General features: G+C 60.9%; 12 protein-coding genes and 1 pseudogene. 10 read left to right on the top strand and 3 right to left on the bottom strand.

All coding sequences use genetic code 11. The annotated features are described in order from the left end of the window. Positions 1-155 precede the first annotated feature (155 nt). Positions 156-1,100: a GlxA family transcriptional regulator gene (locus HXW87_RS00710; RefSeq protein WP_239778314.1), complete on the top strand. Its 945-nt coding sequence runs from the start codon at positions 156-158 to the stop codon at positions 1,098-1,100. Positions 1,101-1,243: 143 nt separating this feature from the next. On the opposite strand, the gene HXW87_RS00705 is transcribed toward HXW87_RS00710, so the two are convergent. The 3 genes from HXW87_RS00705 to HXW87_RS00695 form a co-directional block, all read right to left on the bottom strand. After that, positions 1,244-1,660, bottom strand: a complete 417-nt coding sequence (locus tag HXW87_RS00705; protein ID WP_095668139.1) for a DUF3010 family protein — start codon at positions 1,658-1,660, stop codon at positions 1,244-1,246. Between the two features lie 28 nt (positions 1,661-1,688). Beyond that, complete coding sequence (locus HXW87_RS00700; RefSeq protein WP_115986000.1) at positions 1,689-2,012, bottom strand: helix-turn-helix transcriptional regulator; 324 nt, start codon at positions 2,010-2,012, stop codon at positions 1,689-1,691. 103 nt (positions 2,013-2,115) lie between these two features. Continuing rightward, positions 2,116-2,517, bottom strand: a complete 402-nt coding sequence (locus tag HXW87_RS00695; protein ID WP_027610649.1) for a lysozyme inhibitor LprI family protein — start codon at positions 2,515-2,517, stop codon at positions 2,116-2,118. A gap of 234 nt (positions 2,518-2,751) precedes the next feature. Between HXW87_RS00695 and HXW87_RS00690 the strand changes: the two genes are divergently transcribed. The 9 genes and pseudogenes from HXW87_RS00690 to HXW87_RS00650 all read left to right on the top strand — a co-directional run bounded on the left by HXW87_RS00690 (position 2,752) and on the right by HXW87_RS00650 (position 18,356). Beyond that, positions 2,752-3,729, top strand: a complete 978-nt coding sequence (locus HXW87_RS00690) for a dipeptidase (RefSeq protein ID WP_007962626.1) — start codon at positions 2,752-2,754, stop codon at positions 3,727-3,729. Positions 3,730-3,807: 78 nt separating this feature from the next. Further along, positions 3,808-4,338, top strand: a complete 531-nt coding sequence (locus HXW87_RS00685; RefSeq protein ID WP_007926354.1) for a DUF5943 domain-containing protein — start codon at positions 3,808-3,810, stop codon at positions 4,336-4,338. A 15-nt stretch (positions 4,339-4,353) separates the two neighbouring features. Beyond that, complete coding sequence (gene dgcA, locus HXW87_RS00680) at positions 4,354-6,414, top strand: dimethylglycine demethylation protein DgcA (protein ID WP_095668140.1); 2,061 nt, start codon at positions 4,354-4,356, stop codon at positions 6,412-6,414. Between the two features lie 145 nt (positions 6,415-6,559). Then, the gene (gene dgcB, locus HXW87_RS00675; RefSeq protein ID WP_095668141.1) at positions 6,560-8,509 is read left to right on the top strand and encodes a dimethylglycine demethylation protein DgcB; all 1,950 of its coding nucleotides are present in this window, start codon (positions 6,560-6,562) and stop codon (positions 8,507-8,509) included. Continuing rightward, complete coding sequence (locus tag HXW87_RS00670; protein WP_047297070.1) at positions 8,509-9,729, top strand: electron transfer flavoprotein subunit alpha/FixB family protein; 1,221 nt, start codon at positions 8,509-8,511, stop codon at positions 9,727-9,729. Before dgcB ends, HXW87_RS00670 begins: the two co-directional genes overlap by 1 nt. 15 nt (positions 9,730-9,744) lie before the next feature. Beyond that, on the top strand, positions 9,745-10,515 hold the full coding sequence (locus HXW87_RS00665; protein ID WP_047297069.1) for an electron transfer flavoprotein subunit beta: 771 nt from the start codon (positions 9,745-9,747) through the stop codon (positions 10,513-10,515). Between the two features lie 1,041 nt (positions 10,516-11,556). Next, a pseudogene (locus tag HXW87_RS00660) lies at positions 11,557-15,009 on the top strand (GMC oxidoreductase). 208 nt (positions 15,010-15,217) lie between these two features. Then, positions 15,218-17,086, top strand: a complete 1,869-nt coding sequence (locus HXW87_RS00655) for a hypothetical protein (RefSeq protein WP_182402795.1) — start codon at positions 15,218-15,220, stop codon at positions 17,084-17,086. Between the two features lie 25 nt (positions 17,087-17,111). Next, positions 17,112-18,356 carry a metallophosphoesterase gene (locus HXW87_RS00650; protein ID WP_145593544.1) on the top strand — a complete coding sequence of 415 codons (1,245 nt, stop codon included), beginning with the start codon at positions 17,112-17,114 and terminating at the stop codon, positions 18,354-18,356. The last annotated feature ends 71 nt before the right edge of the window (positions 18,357-18,427 follow it).

Here is an 18,427-nt window from a genome sequence, read left to right as displayed (position 1 = left end):
CATCTGGCGTGCCGGTGATGCAAAGTTACGCAGCTGTAGGCCCTTGAAAGCGCACTGCGGCGACTGGCTCTTGCACTGTAGCGACCTGTGCGCTTGAACGCTGACGACAATCGGCGTATCAACGATCCACGCTACCCGCTAACCGAGTGCGCACCATGTCCCAGGATTTCTACTTTCTGTTGATGCCGGGTTTTTCCGCCATCGGTTTCATCTCGGCGATCGAACCGCTGCGGGTGGCCAACCGCTTTCGCGGCGAGTTGTACCGCTGGCACGTGCTCAGCGCCGATGGCGGGGCGGTGCTGGCGAGCAATGGCATGTCGGTCAACGCCGACGCGGCGCTGGAGCCGTTGAAGAAAGGCGCGACGCTGCTGGTGGTGGCCGGGTTCGAACCGCTGAAGTTCGCCACGCCGACCCTTGAACACTGGCTGCGCCGGCTGGACAAAGAAGGCGTGACCCTTGGCGCCATCGATACCGGCAGTTTCGTTCTCGCTGAAGCCGGCCTGCTCGACGGCCATCGCTTGACCCTGCACTGGGAGGCGATCGATGCGTTCAAGGAATCTTATCCACAGCTCAGCGTGACCCAGGAATTGTTCGAAATCGATCGGCGGCGCATCACCTCTGCGGGCGGTACGGCGTCTATCGATCTGATGCTTGATCTGATCGCCCAGGCCCACGGCCCGCAACTGGCGATTCAGGTCAGCGAGCAGTTCGTGCTGGGACGGATTCGTCCGCGCAAGGACCACCAGCGCATGGAAGTCGCCACGCGCTACGGCATCAGCAACAAGAAGCTGGTGCAGGTGATTGGTGAGATGGAGCAGCACAGCGAACCACCGCTGACCACGCTGCAACTGGCGGAATCGATCAAGGTCACGCGGCGGCAGCTGGAGCGCTTGTTTCGGCTGCATCTGAATGACACACCGAGCAATTTCTATCTGCGCTTGAGGTTGGAAAAGGCCCGGCAGTTATTGCGCCAGACCGATATGAGCGTGCTGGAGGTCAGCATCGCTTGCGGGTTTGAATCGCCGTCGTATTTCACCCGCAGCTACCGCGCACGCTTCGCCCGTTGCCCCCGCGAAGACCGGCGTACCGCTCAGGCCTGAAGGGTTTTAGCAACGCCATAGAACCCTGTGGGAGCGGGCTTGCCCGCGATGAGTCCAGCACATCCAACATTGTTATTGCCTGACACACCGCCATCGCGGGCAAGCCCGCTCCCACAGGTTTCAATGTGATGTCGGGAATCGCGTTACTTCTTCACCAACGCCGAACACGCCGCTTTATAAGCCTCATGCTGATACTTGTTCAGCGTCCCCGGCAGCTCGAAATTGTGCTTCTTGGCCTGCGCATTGATGGTCTGCGGCGACAGCAGCGTCACCTCACACCCCTCCAGCAACTGAAACACTCCCTCGATCTTGAACGTGGTCGGCCCACCGGCAAACTCACCCTTCTTGCTGCGCTTCTTGATCGCAATCCGGTCAATCGAATGCTCGCGTACAAACGACGCCACCTGCGCCGCGAAGCGTTTGACGTTGGCCGCCTCGTCATCATCGTCGAGGGCGATTTTCTTGGTACTCAGTGCAACGTGGCTCAAGGCCGAACCGTCAAGGGAGGCCACGGCGATGATCGCTTCGCTGCCTTTGATTTCGATGCCGCAGATGTTCATGGGAATTCCTTTGAATGAAGAGGGCAGCCTACAACTCAAGCTGATTGGCGGTGATGCCGAACGCCGCTGCGATTTTCTCGCGGGTTGCCTTGCGTGGCTTCGCTACTGTTTCCTGTTGAGCGAACGCCGGCTGGGAAATTCCCAGACGTTTCGCCACTTCTTCCTGAGTCAGGTTCAGGTGTTCGCGCCAGGCACGGATCGGTGTCGCCCCGTCGACCATTCGACTGACCACCTCATGCGGGATCAGATCGGGCTGCATTTTCTGAGCGACGTATTGAGCGTAGGGAATGACTACGAAGGCCGGGTTGCCCTCGGCATCGTTGATGATTTGGATGTCGACGGATTGAGTCATGGCACTGGAAACATAAGTCTTTTATAAGATTTTCGAATCTTTACTTATATTTTCCAGTCGGCCAATCAACAACGTTTGTCGGCATGTTGCCGAACTTCCCGAATCACTCCTGCCCAATCGACTCCAAAAACTCCGACCGTTCGTCACTCATCCGCGCCACACAGTCATTCTGCGCAATCTTGAAAGCCTTGCTGCCTTCGGTGGCGGGGAAGGCTTCCACGGCGCAATCGGCGTCGCGGGTTTTCAGCCATTGTTGCTGGGCGGTTTTCAGTTTGGCGGTGATGTCGGCCAGTTGCGCGGCGTTTTTGCCGTAGGTGGCCTGCATGCGCTCGTTGAGGCTGGCGTAGTTGTCCTTGAGCAGGTCTTCGGCGGTGCTGCGGCTGTAGGTCGAGCATTCCAGGGTCTGGACGTCGTTTTCCACCGCGTCGCACGGGTTGTTGTCGGTCTCTTCGGCGGCGTGTACGCCGGTCGCCATCAGTGCCAAAGCCAGGAAGATCGATTTCATGGTTGTCGCCGCTCTAATCCAGTGGTGTATCCAAGATGCGCCAGATTCTGGCTCAAGCTGGCGGGCTTGAACAGGTAGCTGATCGCAGCGCCTGGCGACCCTTTGTCGCGGATTGACGCTTTCGGCAATTCCCCTGTCGTTTTTGCACCCGGTCGCCCCGGCACCGAGGCATATGCTGGCCCCAAAGCGCCGGCAGACGATTCGGCGCATGAATCGCCAATAAGGGGACGCCTGATGAGCCCAGCCGAATTACACGCCGACAGCATCGTTATCGACGGTCTGATCATTGCCAAATGGAACCGCGAGCTGTTTGAAGACATGCGCAAGGGCGGTCTGACGGCGGCCAACTGCACCGTGTCGGTGTGGGAAGGCTTTCAGGCGACCGTGAACAATATCGCCGCCAGCCAGAAGCTGATCCGCGAAAACAGCGATCTGGTAATGCCGGTGCGCACCACCGCCGACATTCGTCGCGCCAAGGAGCAGGGCAAGACCGGCATCCTCTTCGGCTTCCAGAATGCTCACGCGTTCGAAGACCAGATTGGCTATGTCGAGGTGTTCAAGCAGCTCGGCGTCGGTATCGTGCAGATGTGCTACAACACGCAGAATCTGGTCGGCACCGGCTGCTACGAGCGCGACGGCGGTCTGTCGGGCTTCGGTCGTGAGATCGTCGCCGAAATGAACCGCGTCGGCGTCATGTGCGACCTGTCCCACGTCGGTTCCAAGACTTCAGAAGAAGTCATCCTCGAATCGAAAAAGCCGGTTTGCTATTCCCACTGCCTGCCGTCGGGTCTCAAAGAGCACCCGCGCAACAAGTCCGATGCCGAACTGAAGTTCATCGCTGACCACGGCGGTTTTGTCGGCGTGACCATGTTCGCGCCGTTCCTCGCCAAGGGCATCGATTCGACCATCGACGATTACGCCGAAGCTATCGAATACACCATGAACATCGTCGGCGAAGACGCCATCGGCATCGGCACCGACTTCACCCAGGGGCACGGCCAGGACTTCTTCGAATACCTGACCCATGACAAGGGCTACGCCCGTCGTCTGACCAGCTTCGGCAAGATCATCAACCCGCTGGGCATCCGCACCGTCGGCGAGTTCCCGAACCTGACCGAAACCCTGCTCAAGCGCGGCCACTCCGAGCGTGTGGTACGCAAGATCATGGGCGAAAACTGGGTGAACGTCTTGAAGGACGTTTGGGGCGAATAAGCCGCCGCACTTCTGAATCCTTTCCCCCGGCCGTCCGTGCCGGGGGCAACAAACCGAATTTTCTGGAGTTAAGTTTCCATGGCCAAGATCGCCCCGCAATTGCCAATCGAAGTCGACAGCGAGACCGGTGTCTGGACCTCCGACGCCCTGCCGATGCTCTACGTGCCACGCCACTTTTTCGTCAATAACCACATGGGCATCGAGGAAGTGCTGGGCGCCGACGCCTATGCCGAAATCCTCTACAAGGCCGGCTACAAGTCCGCCTGGCACTGGTGCGAGAAAGAAGCTGAATGCCACGGCCTGGAAGGCGTCGCGGTGTTCGAGCACTACATGAAGCGTCTGTCGCAACGCGGCTGGGGCCTGTTCAAGATTCAGGACATCGACCTCGACAAAGGCACCGCCAGCGTCAAGCTCGAACACTCGGCGTTCGTCTACGTGTACGGCAAGGTCGGGCGCAAGGTCGACTACATGTTCACCGGCTGGTTTGCCGGCGCCATGGATCAGATTCTCGCCGCTCGCGGCAGCAAGATTCGTACGGTTGCCGAGCAAGTCTACGGTGGCTCCGAAGAAGGCCATGACGACGGCCTGTTCACCGTCAAGCCGTTGTAAGTCGAGGAACCCGCCATGGCTTTCGAAGCAATGTTCCAGCCGATCCAGATCGGCAAACTGACCATCCGCAACCGCGTGCTCAGCACCGCGCACGCCGAGGTCTACGCGACTGACGGCGGCATGACCACCGAGCGCTACGTCAAATATTACGAAGAGAAAGCCAAGGGCGGCATTGGCCTGGCGATCTGCGGCGGTTCGTCGGTGGTCGCCATCGACAGCCCGCAGCAATGGTGGAGTTCGGTGAACCTGTCCACCGACCGGATCATTCCGCACTTCCAGAATCTGGCCGACGCCATGCACAAGCACGGCGCCAAGATCATGATCCAGATTACCCACATGGGCCGACGCTCACGTTGGGACGGCTTCCACTGGCCGACCTTGATGTCACCGTCGGGCATCCGTGAACCGGTGCACCGCGCCACCTGCAAGACCATCGAGCCGGAAGAAATCTGGCGGGTGATCGGCAACTACGCGCAAGCCGCGCGCCGTGCCAAGGCTGGTGGCCTGGACGGTGTCGAACTGTCGGCCGTGCACCAGCACATGATCGACCAGTTCTGGAGCCCGCGCGTCAACAAGCGTACCGATGAATGGGGTGGCAGCTTCGAAGGCCGGATGAAGTTCGGACTGGAAGTGTTGAAGGCAGTGCGCGCCGAGGTCGGTGACGATTTCTGCGTCGGCATGCGTATCTGCGGCGACGAGTTCCACCCGGACGGTCTGTCCCACGAAGACATGAAGCAGATCGCCAAGTATTACGACGATACCGGCATGCTCGATTTCATCGGCGTCGTCGGCTCGGGTTGCGACACCCACAACACCCTGGCCAACGTGATTCCGAACATGAGCTATCCGCCGGAGCCGTTCCTGCACCTGGCGGCCGGAATCAAGGAAGTGGTCAAGGTGCCGGTGCTGCACGCGCAGAACATCAAGGACCCGAACCAGGCCACGCGCATCCTTGAAGGCGGTTACGTCGACATGGTCGGCATGACCCGCGCGCACATCGCCGACCCGCACCTGATCGCCAAGATCAAGATGGGCCAGGTCGACCAGATCAAACAGTGCGTCGGCGCCAACTATTGCATCGACCGTCAGTATCAAGGTCTGGACGTGCTGTGCATCCAGAACGCCGCGACCTCCCGTGAATACATGGGCGTGCCGCACATCATCGAGAAGTCCACCGGGCCGAAACGCAAGGTGGTGATCGTCGGTGCCGGCCCTGCCGGGATGGAAGCGGCGCGTGTGGCGGCCGAACGTGGCCACGACGTGACCCTGTTCGAGAAGAAAGAATTCATCGGCGGGCAGATCACCACGGCGTCGAAAGCGCCGCAGCGTGACCAGATCGCCGGCATCACCCGCTGGTTCCAGCTGGAGCTGGCGCGCCTGAAAGTCGACCTGCGTCTGGGCACTGCCGCAGATGCCGACACCCTCATGGATCTGCGTCCGGACATCGTGGTGCTGGCCGTCGGTGGTCATCCATACCTTGAGCAGAACGAACACTGGGGTGCCGCCGAAGGCTTGGTGGTCAGCAGCTGGGACGTGCTCGACGGCAAGGTCGCGCCGGGCAAGAACGTGCTGGTCTACGACACCATTTGCGAGTTCACCGGGATGTCGGTGGCCGACTTCCTCGCCGACAAGGGCAGCCAGGTCGAGATCGTTACCGACGACATCAAACCGGGCGTGGCCATCGGCGGTACGTCGTTCCCGACCTACTACCGCAGCATGTACCCGAAAGAAGTGATCATGACCGGCGACATGATGCTGGAGAAGGTCTACCGCGAAGGCGACAAGCTGGTGGCGGTGCTGGAGAACGAGTACACCGGCGCCAAAGAGGAGCGGGTGGTCGACCAGGTGGTGGTGGAAAACGGCGTGCGTCCGGATGAGGAAATCTACTACGCGCTCAAAGAGGGTTCGCGCAACAAGGGCCAGATCGACGTCGAAGCGCTGTTCGCGATCCAGCCACAACCTTCGCTGAGCAGCACCGGTGACGGCTACTTGCTGTTCCGCATCGGCGACTGCGTGGCGCAGCGTAATACCCATGCTGCGATCTATGACGCCCTGCGGTTGTGCAAAGACTTCTGACGGCTTGCACACAACCCTGTAGGAGCTGCCGAAGGCTGCGATCTTTTGACTTTTGTTGTTCAAAGCAAGATCAAAAGATCGCAGCCTGCGGCAGCTCCTACGCAAAGACCGTGTTTCTCCAGGCTGTACTGGTGGGAGCTTCACCATGTTGAACACCCTTCTTCCAATCCTGTTGTTCGCAGCCCTGGCCCTTGCGGTGCTGGGCGCGTTGCGGCGGGTGGCCATGTGGCGTCGGGGCCGGGCCTCGAAGGTCGATCTGATCGGCGGCCTGTTCGCCATGCCCAAGCGCTACATGGTCGACCTGCACCATGTGGTGGCGCGCGACAAATACATCGCCAACACCCACGTGGCCACGGCCGGTGGTGCGGTGGCGTCGATCGTGTTGGCGATTCTGGTGCACGGTTTCGGCCTGCATAACCGCATCCTCGGCTACGCGCTGCTGTTGATGACGGCGGTGATGTTCGTCGGGGCAATCTTCGTTTATCGGCGTCGGCTCAACCCGCCGGCACGGCTGTCGAAAGGCCCGTGGATGCGTCTGCCGAAAAGCCTGCTGGCGTTCTCGGCGTCGTTCTTTCTGGTGACCTTGCCGGTGGCCGGGATCCTTCCAGAGAACTTCGGCGGCTGGCTGCTGGCAGCGATTCTCGGGCTCGGCGTTTTGTGGGGCGTGTCGGAACTGTTCTTCGGCATGACCTGGGGCGGGCCGATGAAGCACGCCTTCGCTGGTGCCCTGCACCTGGCCTGGCACCGTCGCGCCGAGCGCTTTGGCGGCGGTCGTTCCACCGGTTTGAAACCGCTGGACCTCAACGATCCATCGGCGCCGCTGGGTGTGGAAAAACCCAAGGATTTCACCTGGAACCAGTTGCTCGGTTTTGACGCCTGCGTGCAGTGCGGCAAGTGCGAAGCAGCTTGCCCGGCGTTCGCTGCCGGCCAGCCGCTGAACCCGAAAAAGCTGATTCAGGACATGGTCGTCGGCCTGGCTGGCGGCACTGACGCGAAGTTTGCTGGCAGTCCGTATCCGGGCAAGCCAATTGGTGAGCACAGCGGTAATCCGCATCAACCGATCGTCAACGGTCTAGTCGATGCCGAAACCCTGTGGTCGTGCACCACCTGCCGGGCCTGCGTCGAGGAATGCCCGATGATGATCGAGCACGTCGACGCGATCGTCGACATGCGCCGCCACCTGACTCTGGAAAAAGGCGCGACCCCGAACAAGGGCGCCGAAGTCCTGGAAAACCTGATCGCCACCGACAACCCCGGCGGTTTTGCCCCGGGTGGGCGGATGAACTGGGCGGCGGACCTGAACCTCAATCTGCTGAGCGAGAAGAAGTCCACCGACGTGCTGTTCTGGGTCGGCGACGGTGCCTTCGACATGCGCAACCAGCGCACCTTGCGCGCGTTTGTCAAAGTGCTGAAGGCCGCGAAAATCGACTTCGCCGTACTCGGCCTCGAAGAACGCGACAGCGGCGACGTGGCCCGGCGTCTCGGTGACGAAGCGACGTTCCAGTTGCTCGCCAAACGCAATATCCAGACCCTGGCCAAATACCGCTTCAACCGCATCGTCACCTGCGATCCGCACAGTTTCCATGTGCTGAAAAACGAGTACGGCGCGTTCGACGGCAACTACCTGGTGCAGCACCACAGCACCTACATGGCGGAAATCATTCAGGCCGGTGCGCTGAACCTCGGTCAGCACAAAGGCAACAGCGTGACCTATCACGACCCGTGCTACCTCGGTCGCTACAACGGCGAGTACGAGGCGCCGCGTGAAGTGCTGCGCGCCCTCGGCATCGAGGTTAAAGAGATGCAGCGTTCCGGCTTCCGCTCGCGCTGCTGCGGCGGTGGTGGCGGTGCGCCGATCACTGACATTCCGGGCAAGCAGCGGATTCCCGACATGCGCATGGAAGACATCCGCGAGACCGGTGCCGAGCTGGTGGCCGTGGGCTGTCCACAGTGCACGGCGATGCTCGAAGGCGTGGTCGAACCGCGTCCGCTGATCAAGGACATCGCCGAACTGGTGGCCGACGCGCTGCTTGAAGATGCCGCGCCAGACAAGCCTGCCACGCCGGCCAAACGTGAACCTGCGGAGGCCCACTGATGAGCGACATTATCCGCCGCGACCCACGCGCCGAATGGATTGCGCGTAACCGTCTGCACCCGCTGCACGCGGCCATGCAACCGGCGCAACACAGCTGGATGGGCCCCAACGGGATCATCCGCAAGAACCTGCACGGCATCGGTTTCATCGGCCCCAACGGCATCAAGCGTATCGACCGCAGCGGCGCGCAACAGGGCGGGGCGGTCAAACGCTCGGCCACGGTTGAAGTGCAACTGCCGCTGCATCAGGTACCGGCCCCGGCGTTCTACATCAGCGTGGTGCCGGACATGGTCGGTGGGCGTTTGAGCAGCCACGACCGCGACCTGCTGGGCCTGGCTCACCAACTGGCCGGCAAGGACGGTGCGGTGCTGGCGGTGGTGTTTGGCGAACACAAAGAGAGCGCCTTCGCCACGGCCGGCGTCGATCGCTTGCTGGTACTGGAGGGCGACCAATTCAGCGGTTATGCACCGGAACAACGGGTGCAGGGCTTGCGGGCTGTGGATAACCAGTTCAACCCGCGCCACTGGCTGCTGCCGGACAGCCGCAGCGGTGGCGGCGAACTGGGTCGGCGCTTTGCTGCCGCACTGGGCGAACGCCCGGCCACACGGGTCTGGCAGGTCAAGGATCAGCAATGCATCGGGCGCGCTGGCGCGGGCTTGCAAGACCTGGCGCGGCCGGTCGCCCGCTTGATTCTGGCTGCTGCCGAATGCGCCGAACCGGTCAGCGAAACCCGTCACGAAGCCCTGCCGGTGGAGTTATCCACAACGGTGGCGCGTAGCCTGTCGCGGATCGAGGATCTGGGTGCGGTGGCGGTGGATCCGGCGGCCATTCCGATGGCCGAAGCCGAGTTCATTTTCTCCGGCGGCAACGGGGTCAAGGACTGGTCGCTGTTTCACCAGACGGCGGCGGCGCTCGGCGCCACCGAAGGCGCCTCGCGGGTGGCGGTGGACGACGGCTTCATGGCCCGTGACCGGCAGGTCGGCGCGTCCGGTACCTGGGTCACCGCACGGGTTTATGTGGCTGTGGGTATCTCCGGGGCGATCCAGCACCTGCAGGGCATCGGTGCCTGCGACAAGGTGGTGGCGATCAACCTCGACCCGGGGTGCGACATGATCAAACGCGCCGACCTGTCGGTGATCGGCGAGAGCGCGGAGATTCTTCAAGCCTTGATCGCGGCGGTAGCGGCTTACCGCAACGACGCCAAGCGCGATGCGGCTTAAGGGAAGGACACAGTTATGAACACCAATGTCATCAGCCTGGTCTCCATCGGCGCCCACCCGACCTCGGGCCGGCCACGCCGTGCCGAACAGGACGCGCGCGCCGTGGAACTGGGCCTGCAACTGGCTGGGGATAACCTGCAAGTGCTGCATGCCGGGGACGTTGCCGAACCGGCACTGCGCGCCTATCTGGGCATGGGACTTGCGCAGATGCACGTGCTGGAGCAACCCGCTGGCGCCGACGCCTTGCCGGCGCTGACCGCGTATCTGCGCGATGCCGGCGCCCAGGTGGTGCTGACCGGCACGCAGGCGGAAACCGGCGAAGGCTCGGGCATGTTGCCATTTCTGCTTGCCGAAGGACTGGGCTGGCCGCTGGTGGTGGGACTGGCGCAGGTCGAATCGATCAGTGACGGCTCGGCGCTGGTGCTGCAAGCCTTGCCCCGTGGGCAGCGGCGGCGTCTCAAGGTGAAGCTGCCGTTTCTGGCAACTGTGGATAACGCTGCACCCAAGCCACGCCAGAGCGCCTACGGCCCGGCGCGGCGGGGTGTGCTCAATGCCGAGGATGTGGCAGTGCTGGACGATGAACTGCTGACCGTCGCCACCTTGCAACCGGCCAAACCACGGCCGAAACGTCTGAAGGTGATCAAGGCCAAGAGCGGTGCGGACCGGATGAAAGCGGCGACGGCCAAGGCCAGTGGCGGTGGGGGACAAGTGCTTAAAGGCGTCACCGCGCAGGCCGGCGCTGAAGCGATCCTCAAACTGCTGATTGAAGAAGGCGTCGTCCGCTGACCCCTGTAGGAGCTGTCGAGTGAAACGAGGCTGCGATCTTTAGATCTTCAAGATCAAGATCAAAAGATCGCAGCATGCCGCAGCTCCTACAGGATGTGGTTCGACGATTTGGTGTTGTTTACCCACAATCCCTGTTGGCGGATCTGTGGATAACGTGTTCGCCCATCCCTGTACCCCACGCCAATCAAGCCCTTCAGGCCCAAGATCAAAAAACAACCAGCCTAAGTCACGGTTTTCCAGAGCATTTTCTCCTGAATAAGTTCAAGAGTTGCCCCCAATCTCTGTTGGCGCTTCTGTGGATAAGATGTTCGCTATACGCTGTGAGCCTTATGAAACATGGCTTGTAGAGAATTGCTCAATAAATGATCGATTAGGCTTTTAAAGCTGATAATTCCCGCGCAATCCCACGAATTGCGCAGCACTCAGCGCTTTTCCACAGCTGCAACAAAGTTACCCCCGAACTCTGTTGGCGCTTCTGTGGATAACGTGTTCGCCATCCTCTGCAGGCCTTATGAAATGTGGCGTGTAGAGGCTTGATCAAAAAACACTCAATTACTCGTGCAAACCATCCTTCTGGATAAGTCACGATTTTTCTTCACAAATCAGCCCGTTATTTTTCGGTTCATCCACAGTTACCCCCATTTGCTGTGCATGGCTATGTGGATAACTTGTTCGTCAAACCCTGCAGGCCTTACCGGGTATAGTCCAAACGGCAATTGATCAGATTTCATACAGTTCTAAGGGGCGGCCTTGACTTCGATTCCTGCGCTGTCTTCACTGCAATGGCACAAGGACAGCCGTCACTTATCCACATCAGGTTCTGGGAGAACGCATGATGGATAGCCGCCCACACCGCCATCCCCCCACGCCCCGCAAGCGCACGTTACGACGTGCGGCCAATCAACACGCTCGTCTGTAGCGACCTGCTGCTCCGACCGTTGTGCTGTCGCCGGGCTCGCCCGGAGGCCAGGTGCCCGTTCGCCCATTGATTGCAGGCAACCGCAGAGTTGCCCCCCATCTGCCTGAGAGAGGAACACCCTCATGACACGCATCGCAACGCCCATCAGTGAGATCAAGGAACACTACGACGTGATCGTTATCGGCTCCGGCTATGGCGGCGGCATTGCTGCGTCGCGGCTGTCCCGGGCCGGCAAGCAGGTGTGCCTGCTTGAACGCGGGCGGGAAATTCAGCCCGGTGAATACCCCAACACCATGATTGCCGCGACTGAAGAGTTGCAGATCCACGACCCGGACGGCCACATTGGCTCGCGCACCGGCCTGTTCGATCTGCACGTGAATGCCCAGCAGAATGTGGTGGTGGGTTGTGGCCTCGGCGGTACGTCGTTGATCAACGCCAACGTGGCACTGGAGCCTGAGCCCGGGGTGTTCGACGACCCGCGCTGGCCGCAAGCGGTACGCGAACACCGCGATACCTTGCTCAAGGACGGTTACGCCCGCGCCCGGGAAATGCTCAAACCCAATCCGTACCCGAACAGCGCACCGAACCTGCCCAAGCTCGACGCCAACAAAAAGTCCGCTGACTACCTCAAGCAAGGCGCGCACTTCTACAAGCCACCGATCAACGTGACATTCGACAAACTGCCGAACAATCTCAACCACGTCGGCGTTGAACAGTTGCCGTGCAACCAGTGCGGCGACTGCGTCTCGGGCTGTAACAACAAGGCCAAGAACACCACGCTGATGAACTACCTGCCGGATGCCTGGAATCACGGTGCGGAGATTTTCTGCCAGGCCGAAGTGCGTCATCTGGAGCGCGCCGGCGATGGCTGGATCGTGCACTTCCAGTACCTCGACAGTGGGCGCGAGAAATTCGACGCACCGACGCTGTTCGTGAAAGCCGACATCGTGGTGGTCTCTGCCGGCACCCTGGGTTCCACCGAGATTCTGTTGCGTTCGCGGGACAAAGGCCTGGTGATGTCCGGCCAGCTCGGCGAGAACATGAGCGGCAATGGCGACATCCTCGGCTTCGGCCACAACTGCGAGCAGACTATCAACGGCATCGGCTTCGGCGCGCATTCGGCCAAGGAACTGCACCCCGTTGGCCCGTGCATCACCTCGGTCATCGACATGCGCACCGAAGGTGACTGGCGCAGCCGCATGGTCATCGAGGAAGGTTCGATCCCCGGCGCGCTCGGCCGGCCAATGGTACCGGCGATGGCCGGGTTTGCCGAGATGATCGGCAAGGCCACCGACGACAGTTTCAGCGGCAAGCTTGGCTACAAGGAGCGCGAGGCCGAAAGCTTCCTGCGCGGCCCGTATTACGGCGCGCTGCACAACATGCAGACCTACCTGATCATGAGCCACGACAGTGGCCAGGGCCGGATGCTGCTCGACAGCAAGGATCAGTTGCGCATCGACTGGCCGGGTGTCGGCGAGCAGGAAAACTTCAAGCTCGGCAACGAGCGGCTGTACCAGAGCACCAAGGCACTCGGCGGGGTCTGGGTCGAGAACCCGATCTGGACCCAGCTGCTCAAGCACAGCATCGTCTCGGTGCATCCGCTGGGCGGTTGCGTGATGGGTGAAGACGCGGCGCAAGGCGTGGTCAATCACAAGGGCCAGGTGTTCAGCGGCGCCAGTGGCACCGATGTTTACGCCAATCTGTACGTGACGGACGGCGCGGTGATTCCGACATCATTGGCGGTCAATCCGCTGCTGACCATCTCTGCCGTGAGCGAGCGCAACATGGGCCTGCTCGCCGCTGACCGCGGTTGGCACATCGACTACACACTGCCGTCGGCACCGCGCAAACAGGTGGCACCGCCGACCCTCGGCGTGCAGTTCACCGAAACCATGAAGGGCTATTTCTCCCGCGCTTTCACCGCCGCACAAAGCACCGATCTGAAAGTCTACGAAGCGGCGGCCAAACGCGGTGAGGCGGACAACTCGCCGATCGACTTCACCCTGACCATCACCGCCAACGACCTCAACCGGATGATCAAGGAACCGCAACACGCCGCGACCATTGTCGGTACGGTCAATGCCCCGGCGCTGTCGCCGCAACCGCTGACCGCCAGCAACGGCGTGTTCAACCTGTTCGAACAGTTCGAGCAGCAGGTCGATACGCGGCACATGAAATACGACATGAAGCTGACCGCCGAGGACGGCACCGACTATTTCTTCAGCGCCTTCAAAACCGTGCCGGAAGACAACGGCGTGCTGAATATCTGGCACGACACCAGCACCCTGTACGTGACGCTGTACCGCGGGCCGGACAAGTCGGGCGAGGTGATCGGCTCCGGGGTGATGCACATTCATCCGACCGATTTCGCCAAGCAGATGACTACCATGAAAGTGCTCAACGCGCGCAACGAGCGTGAGCGCATCGAAGGCCTGGCGCGCTTCGGCAAGTTCTTCGCCGGGATTCTCTGGGAGAGTTACGGCGGGGTGTTTGCAGGGGACAAATACTTCAATCCCGACGCGCCGCCACGGCTGAAACGGCCGCTGGATGCGCCAACCCCGGCGGTGCATTTCTTCCCCACCGAGGACGGCGTCGAACTGCGCCTGACCCGTTATCAGGCCGGCAGCAAAGGCCCGGTGATGCTGGTGCATGGCTTGGGTGTCGGTTCGAATATCTTCTCCACCGACACCATCCAGACCAACCTGCTGGAGTATTTGTGCAAGCACGATTACGACGTGTGGCTGCTGGATTTCCGGGTGAGCATTCTGCTGCCGGCGAGCAAGAAAGAATGGAACGGCGACCAGATCGCCCAGTACGACTTCAAGGCTGCCATCGCGCAAATTCAGCAAGAAACCCAGGCCAAAGACGTGCAATGCGTGGTGCATTGCTACGGCGCGACGACGTTCTTCATGTCGCTGTTGGCGGGGTTGCAAGGCGTGCGTTCGGTGGTCTGCTCGCAGATTGCCGCTGACACCGTGGTCGCCACTGCCACGGGACTGAAGGCGGGTCTGCACTTGCCGGGAATGCTCGACGCCATCGGTATCAAATCGATGACCGCTTACGCCGACAGCAAGGAAAACTGGTTCAACCGGCTCTATGACAAGGCCCTCAACGGCTACGCGCGGATCTAAGCGCAGGGCTACTGCACCAACCCGGTGTGCCACCGCATCACCTTCATGTACGCCTCGCTGTATCGCCACGACACCCTTAACGAAACCCTGCACGACAACCTGCACGAACTGTTCGGCGAGTCGAACATCGAGACTTTCGAGCATTTGGCGCTGATCGTGCGCAAAGGGCATCTGGTGGATTTCAAGGGCAACGATGTGTACATGCCGCATTTTGAGCGGCTGACCATGCCGATCTGCTTTATCAGCGGCGCGGAGAACCAGTGTTACCTGCCGGAAAGCACGCTCAAGACCTACCAGCGCGTCTGCGCAGTCCACGGGCCGGAGCGTTACAGCCGGCATGTGGTGCCGGGTTACGGCCACATCGATTGCATGTTCGGCAAGAACGCGGTGGTGGATGTGTATCCGATCATCCTTGAGCACCTGGAGAAAACGGCCCTCGGTTGAGATCGATTACTGATTTCTGTGTTGAGGAGATTCTCTGTGGCGAGGGGATTCATCCCCGATCGGCTGCGCAGCAGTCGTAAAACCTGAGCGCGCGCTGATCCTGACAGACCGCGCTGGCGGGGTTTGGGGCCGCTTCGCGACCCGTCGGGGATAAATCCCCTCACCACAAGGGACATTGCAGGTTGGTGGTCAGAAGGAAATGGAAGACATGGACAGCTACATCCGCTGGTTTCAACGCTTCATCTGGCTCGGCATTGCGATGAACATGGTGTTCGCGATCCCGGCGCTGTTTGCGCCGGGGTTGCTGACATCGGTGGTCGGTCTGCCGCCGCAACTCTCCGACCCGTGGCTGGAAAACGCCGGGATGCTGCTGGTGGGCATCAGCGTGTTTTACATGCCGTCGGGCTTCAACGCGCCGCGCTATGTGGTGCATTCCTGGCTGTGCGTGCTGACGCGGCTGATCGCCGTGGTGTTCTGGATTTACCTGATCAACACCAGCAGCCAAGGCTCGGTGTTCGTGCCGATGCTGCTGGGCGATCTGAGCTTTTTCCTGATCCTCGGCATTCTGCTGTACCTCGGCACCACGCCTGCGAACCGGCCTTGGGCGCTGCTGTGCGATGGCTGTCGCGAGTGGCGCGCGGCCTGGGCACGGCAATGGCAGCGTCACAGCTTCAAGGTCGGCACGCTGGTGGTTGTCGCGGTGTTGGGTTTTATCGGTTACGAGACCTGGTACCAGATGCTGCGGGTTGTGCCGGAGCAGGAATACGCCTCCGACGAAGATCACTATAAATATGCCGCCATCGGCCTGGGCATCGAAGCGCGGATCCCGTATTACCTGTTCGCCGTGCTGCCACAGATGTGCCCGGAAAAACTGCCCAAGCCCGGCGGCTGGGAGGTCTTCGGCTTTCTCTATGAGAACGGCAAGGACCTGCCGATCGGCATGGCCAAGCGGCAGATCGGTTACCCGACCGTGGAACCGAACTGCGCGCTGTGTCACACAGGATCGTATCGGGCCAATGCCAGCGACGTCGCGGTCAACGTGCCCAGTGCGCCGGCCAACACCCTGCAACTGCAGGCCTTCCAGTGGTTCGCCTACGATTGCGCCAGCGATCCGACATTCACCACCGACGCGGTGATGGCGGCGATCAACGGCAAGTTTCAGCTGGGCTTTTTCGAGAAGCTCTACAACCGCTACCTGATCATCCCGATGGCGAAAAGCGCTTTGCTCAAACAGAAGCAGGCCTACGCCTGGCAAAAGCTGCGTCCGCAACAGGGCCCGGGTCGCACCGACACCTTCAATCCGACGAAAATGGTGGTGTTCGGCTTTCCGGATGACTCGACCATCGGCACCGTCGACCTGCCGCAAGTCTGGAACCAGAAACCGCGGGAGTCGATGTACCTGCATTGGGACGGCAATAACAACAAGATCCACGAACGCAACTACGCCGCGGCAATGGCCGTGGGCGCAACGCCGGAATCGGTGCTGCCGCCGAGCTTCAACCGGGTGACCAACTGGCTGCTCGGGCACAAGGCGCCGGCGTGGCCGTGGGCACTGGATCAGGCCAAGGTCGCCCGGGGCAAACCACTCTGGGACGCCAATTGCGCCGCCTGCCACGACTTCGGTCGCGCCGACACCGGGCAAGTGACCACCAACATCGATCAGCTCGGCACCGATCCACATCGGCTGGACTCATTCACCACCGGTCTGGTGACGGCGTTCCACACCTTCAAGAAACCGCCGTTCGACTTCGGCGCGTATCGCAAGACCCAGAGCTACAGCAACACGCCGACCGACGGCATCTGGCTGCGCGCGCCGTACCTGCACAACGGTTCGGTGCCAACCCTGTGGGACTTGCTGCAACCGCCGGAAAAACGCCCGGTGGTGTTCATCACCGGCTCCGATGTCTACGACCCGGTCAACGTCGGTTTCGTTACCACGGGTGCCCAGGCCAAAGCCTCGGCGGACTTCAAATACGACACCCGCCTGGAGGGCAACCACAACAGCGGTCACCTGTATGGCACCACGCTGTCGGACGACGACAAGCGTGCGTTGATCGAATTCATGAAAACCCTGTGAACCCTTACGGATAGAGGATTACGCCATGTCAGCGGTCGGTCATCTGAAGCATGAATACGACAAGGTCAAGGTGCGCATTCACGGCTTGTTCACGCGCATGGAAATGGCCTGGATGAAGCTCATCAGCGAATTGGAGCCGCAGGAGTTTCAGGCAATCATCAAGCTGCTGCAGCGCGGCCACGATCAGGCGCAATACGTGCTGAAAAACGGCGAGCTGCCGGACGACGAACCAGCGGTGCCGTGGGAGTTGTCCCATGGTCTGTCGATCCTGCGCATCGGCAATGCCACGCCGTTGCCGCAATCGCCCGATCAATTGCAGACCAAGGTGCTCAAGGACGGCACGCTGCTGGGATGTCGCAAATGGGAACTGCTGGATCTGCTATGGAGCGAGGCGCTGCTCAAGTGGATCGAAAACCTGCGTCATCACGCGACCTTCGGCACTGACCCGGCGATGGTGACCATGGATCGCGAAGTGACGCTGGCGATTGCCGGTGACTGGGGCACCGGGCCGTTCAACAGCCACGCGCCGGCGGTGTCGGTGGCCAATCAGATGCAACTGGCGAACGCTGATTTCACCATTCATTTGGGGGACGTTTATTACGCCGGCAGCCACTCCCAGGAAGACACCGACATGGCCGGCTGGCCGATGGGCACCCACGGCTCGTTCACCCTCAACTCCAATCACGAGATGTACAGCGGCGCCCACGGTTACTTCAAGGAACTGGCCGCGCGTTTTCCGGGGCAGCAAGGCACCAGCTACTTTGCCCTGATCAACGACGACTGGCTGATTGTCGGGCTGGACACCGCGTACGCTTCGGATGTCATGAACCTGTACATGGACGGCACCCTCAACAAACCGCAGATCGAGTGGATGAAGGGCCTGCCGAAACGCAAGAAACTCATGGTGCTTAGCCACCATCAGGGCTTCGACATCACCGGGCACCACAAGACCGCGCTGTATCAACCGGTGTGCGATGCGCTGGGGCGCGAGCCGGATTACTGGTATTGGGGGCATCTGCACAACGGCATTGTCTATGCGCCACAAGGTGGACTGCATGCGCGCTGCGCCGGACACGGAGCGATTCCCTACGGCACCACCAGCGAGCTGAACGGCCATTCGCGGGTGCTGTTTTCGGAGACGCAGGATGCGAACGATCCGGATTACCCGCTGCGGGTGCTGAATGGCTACGCGAAAATCCGGCTGGTGGGGGAGGAGATTTTTGAGGAGTTTATTGGGGAGGATGGCAGTGTGAGGTGGTCATCGAAGTGAGGTGGTGACTGGGCCGGCCTCTTCGCGAGCAAGCTCGCTCCCACAGTGGTCGGCGGTGATAACAGAATTTG

The organism is Pseudomonas sp. Y5-11 (assembly GCF_022368695.1).
In the GTDB taxonomy this organism is placed as follows: domain Bacteria; phylum Pseudomonadota; class Gammaproteobacteria; order Pseudomonadales; family Pseudomonadaceae; genus Aquipseudomonas; species Aquipseudomonas parakoreensis.
This window is presented reverse-complemented; position numbering and strand designations above follow the sequence as displayed.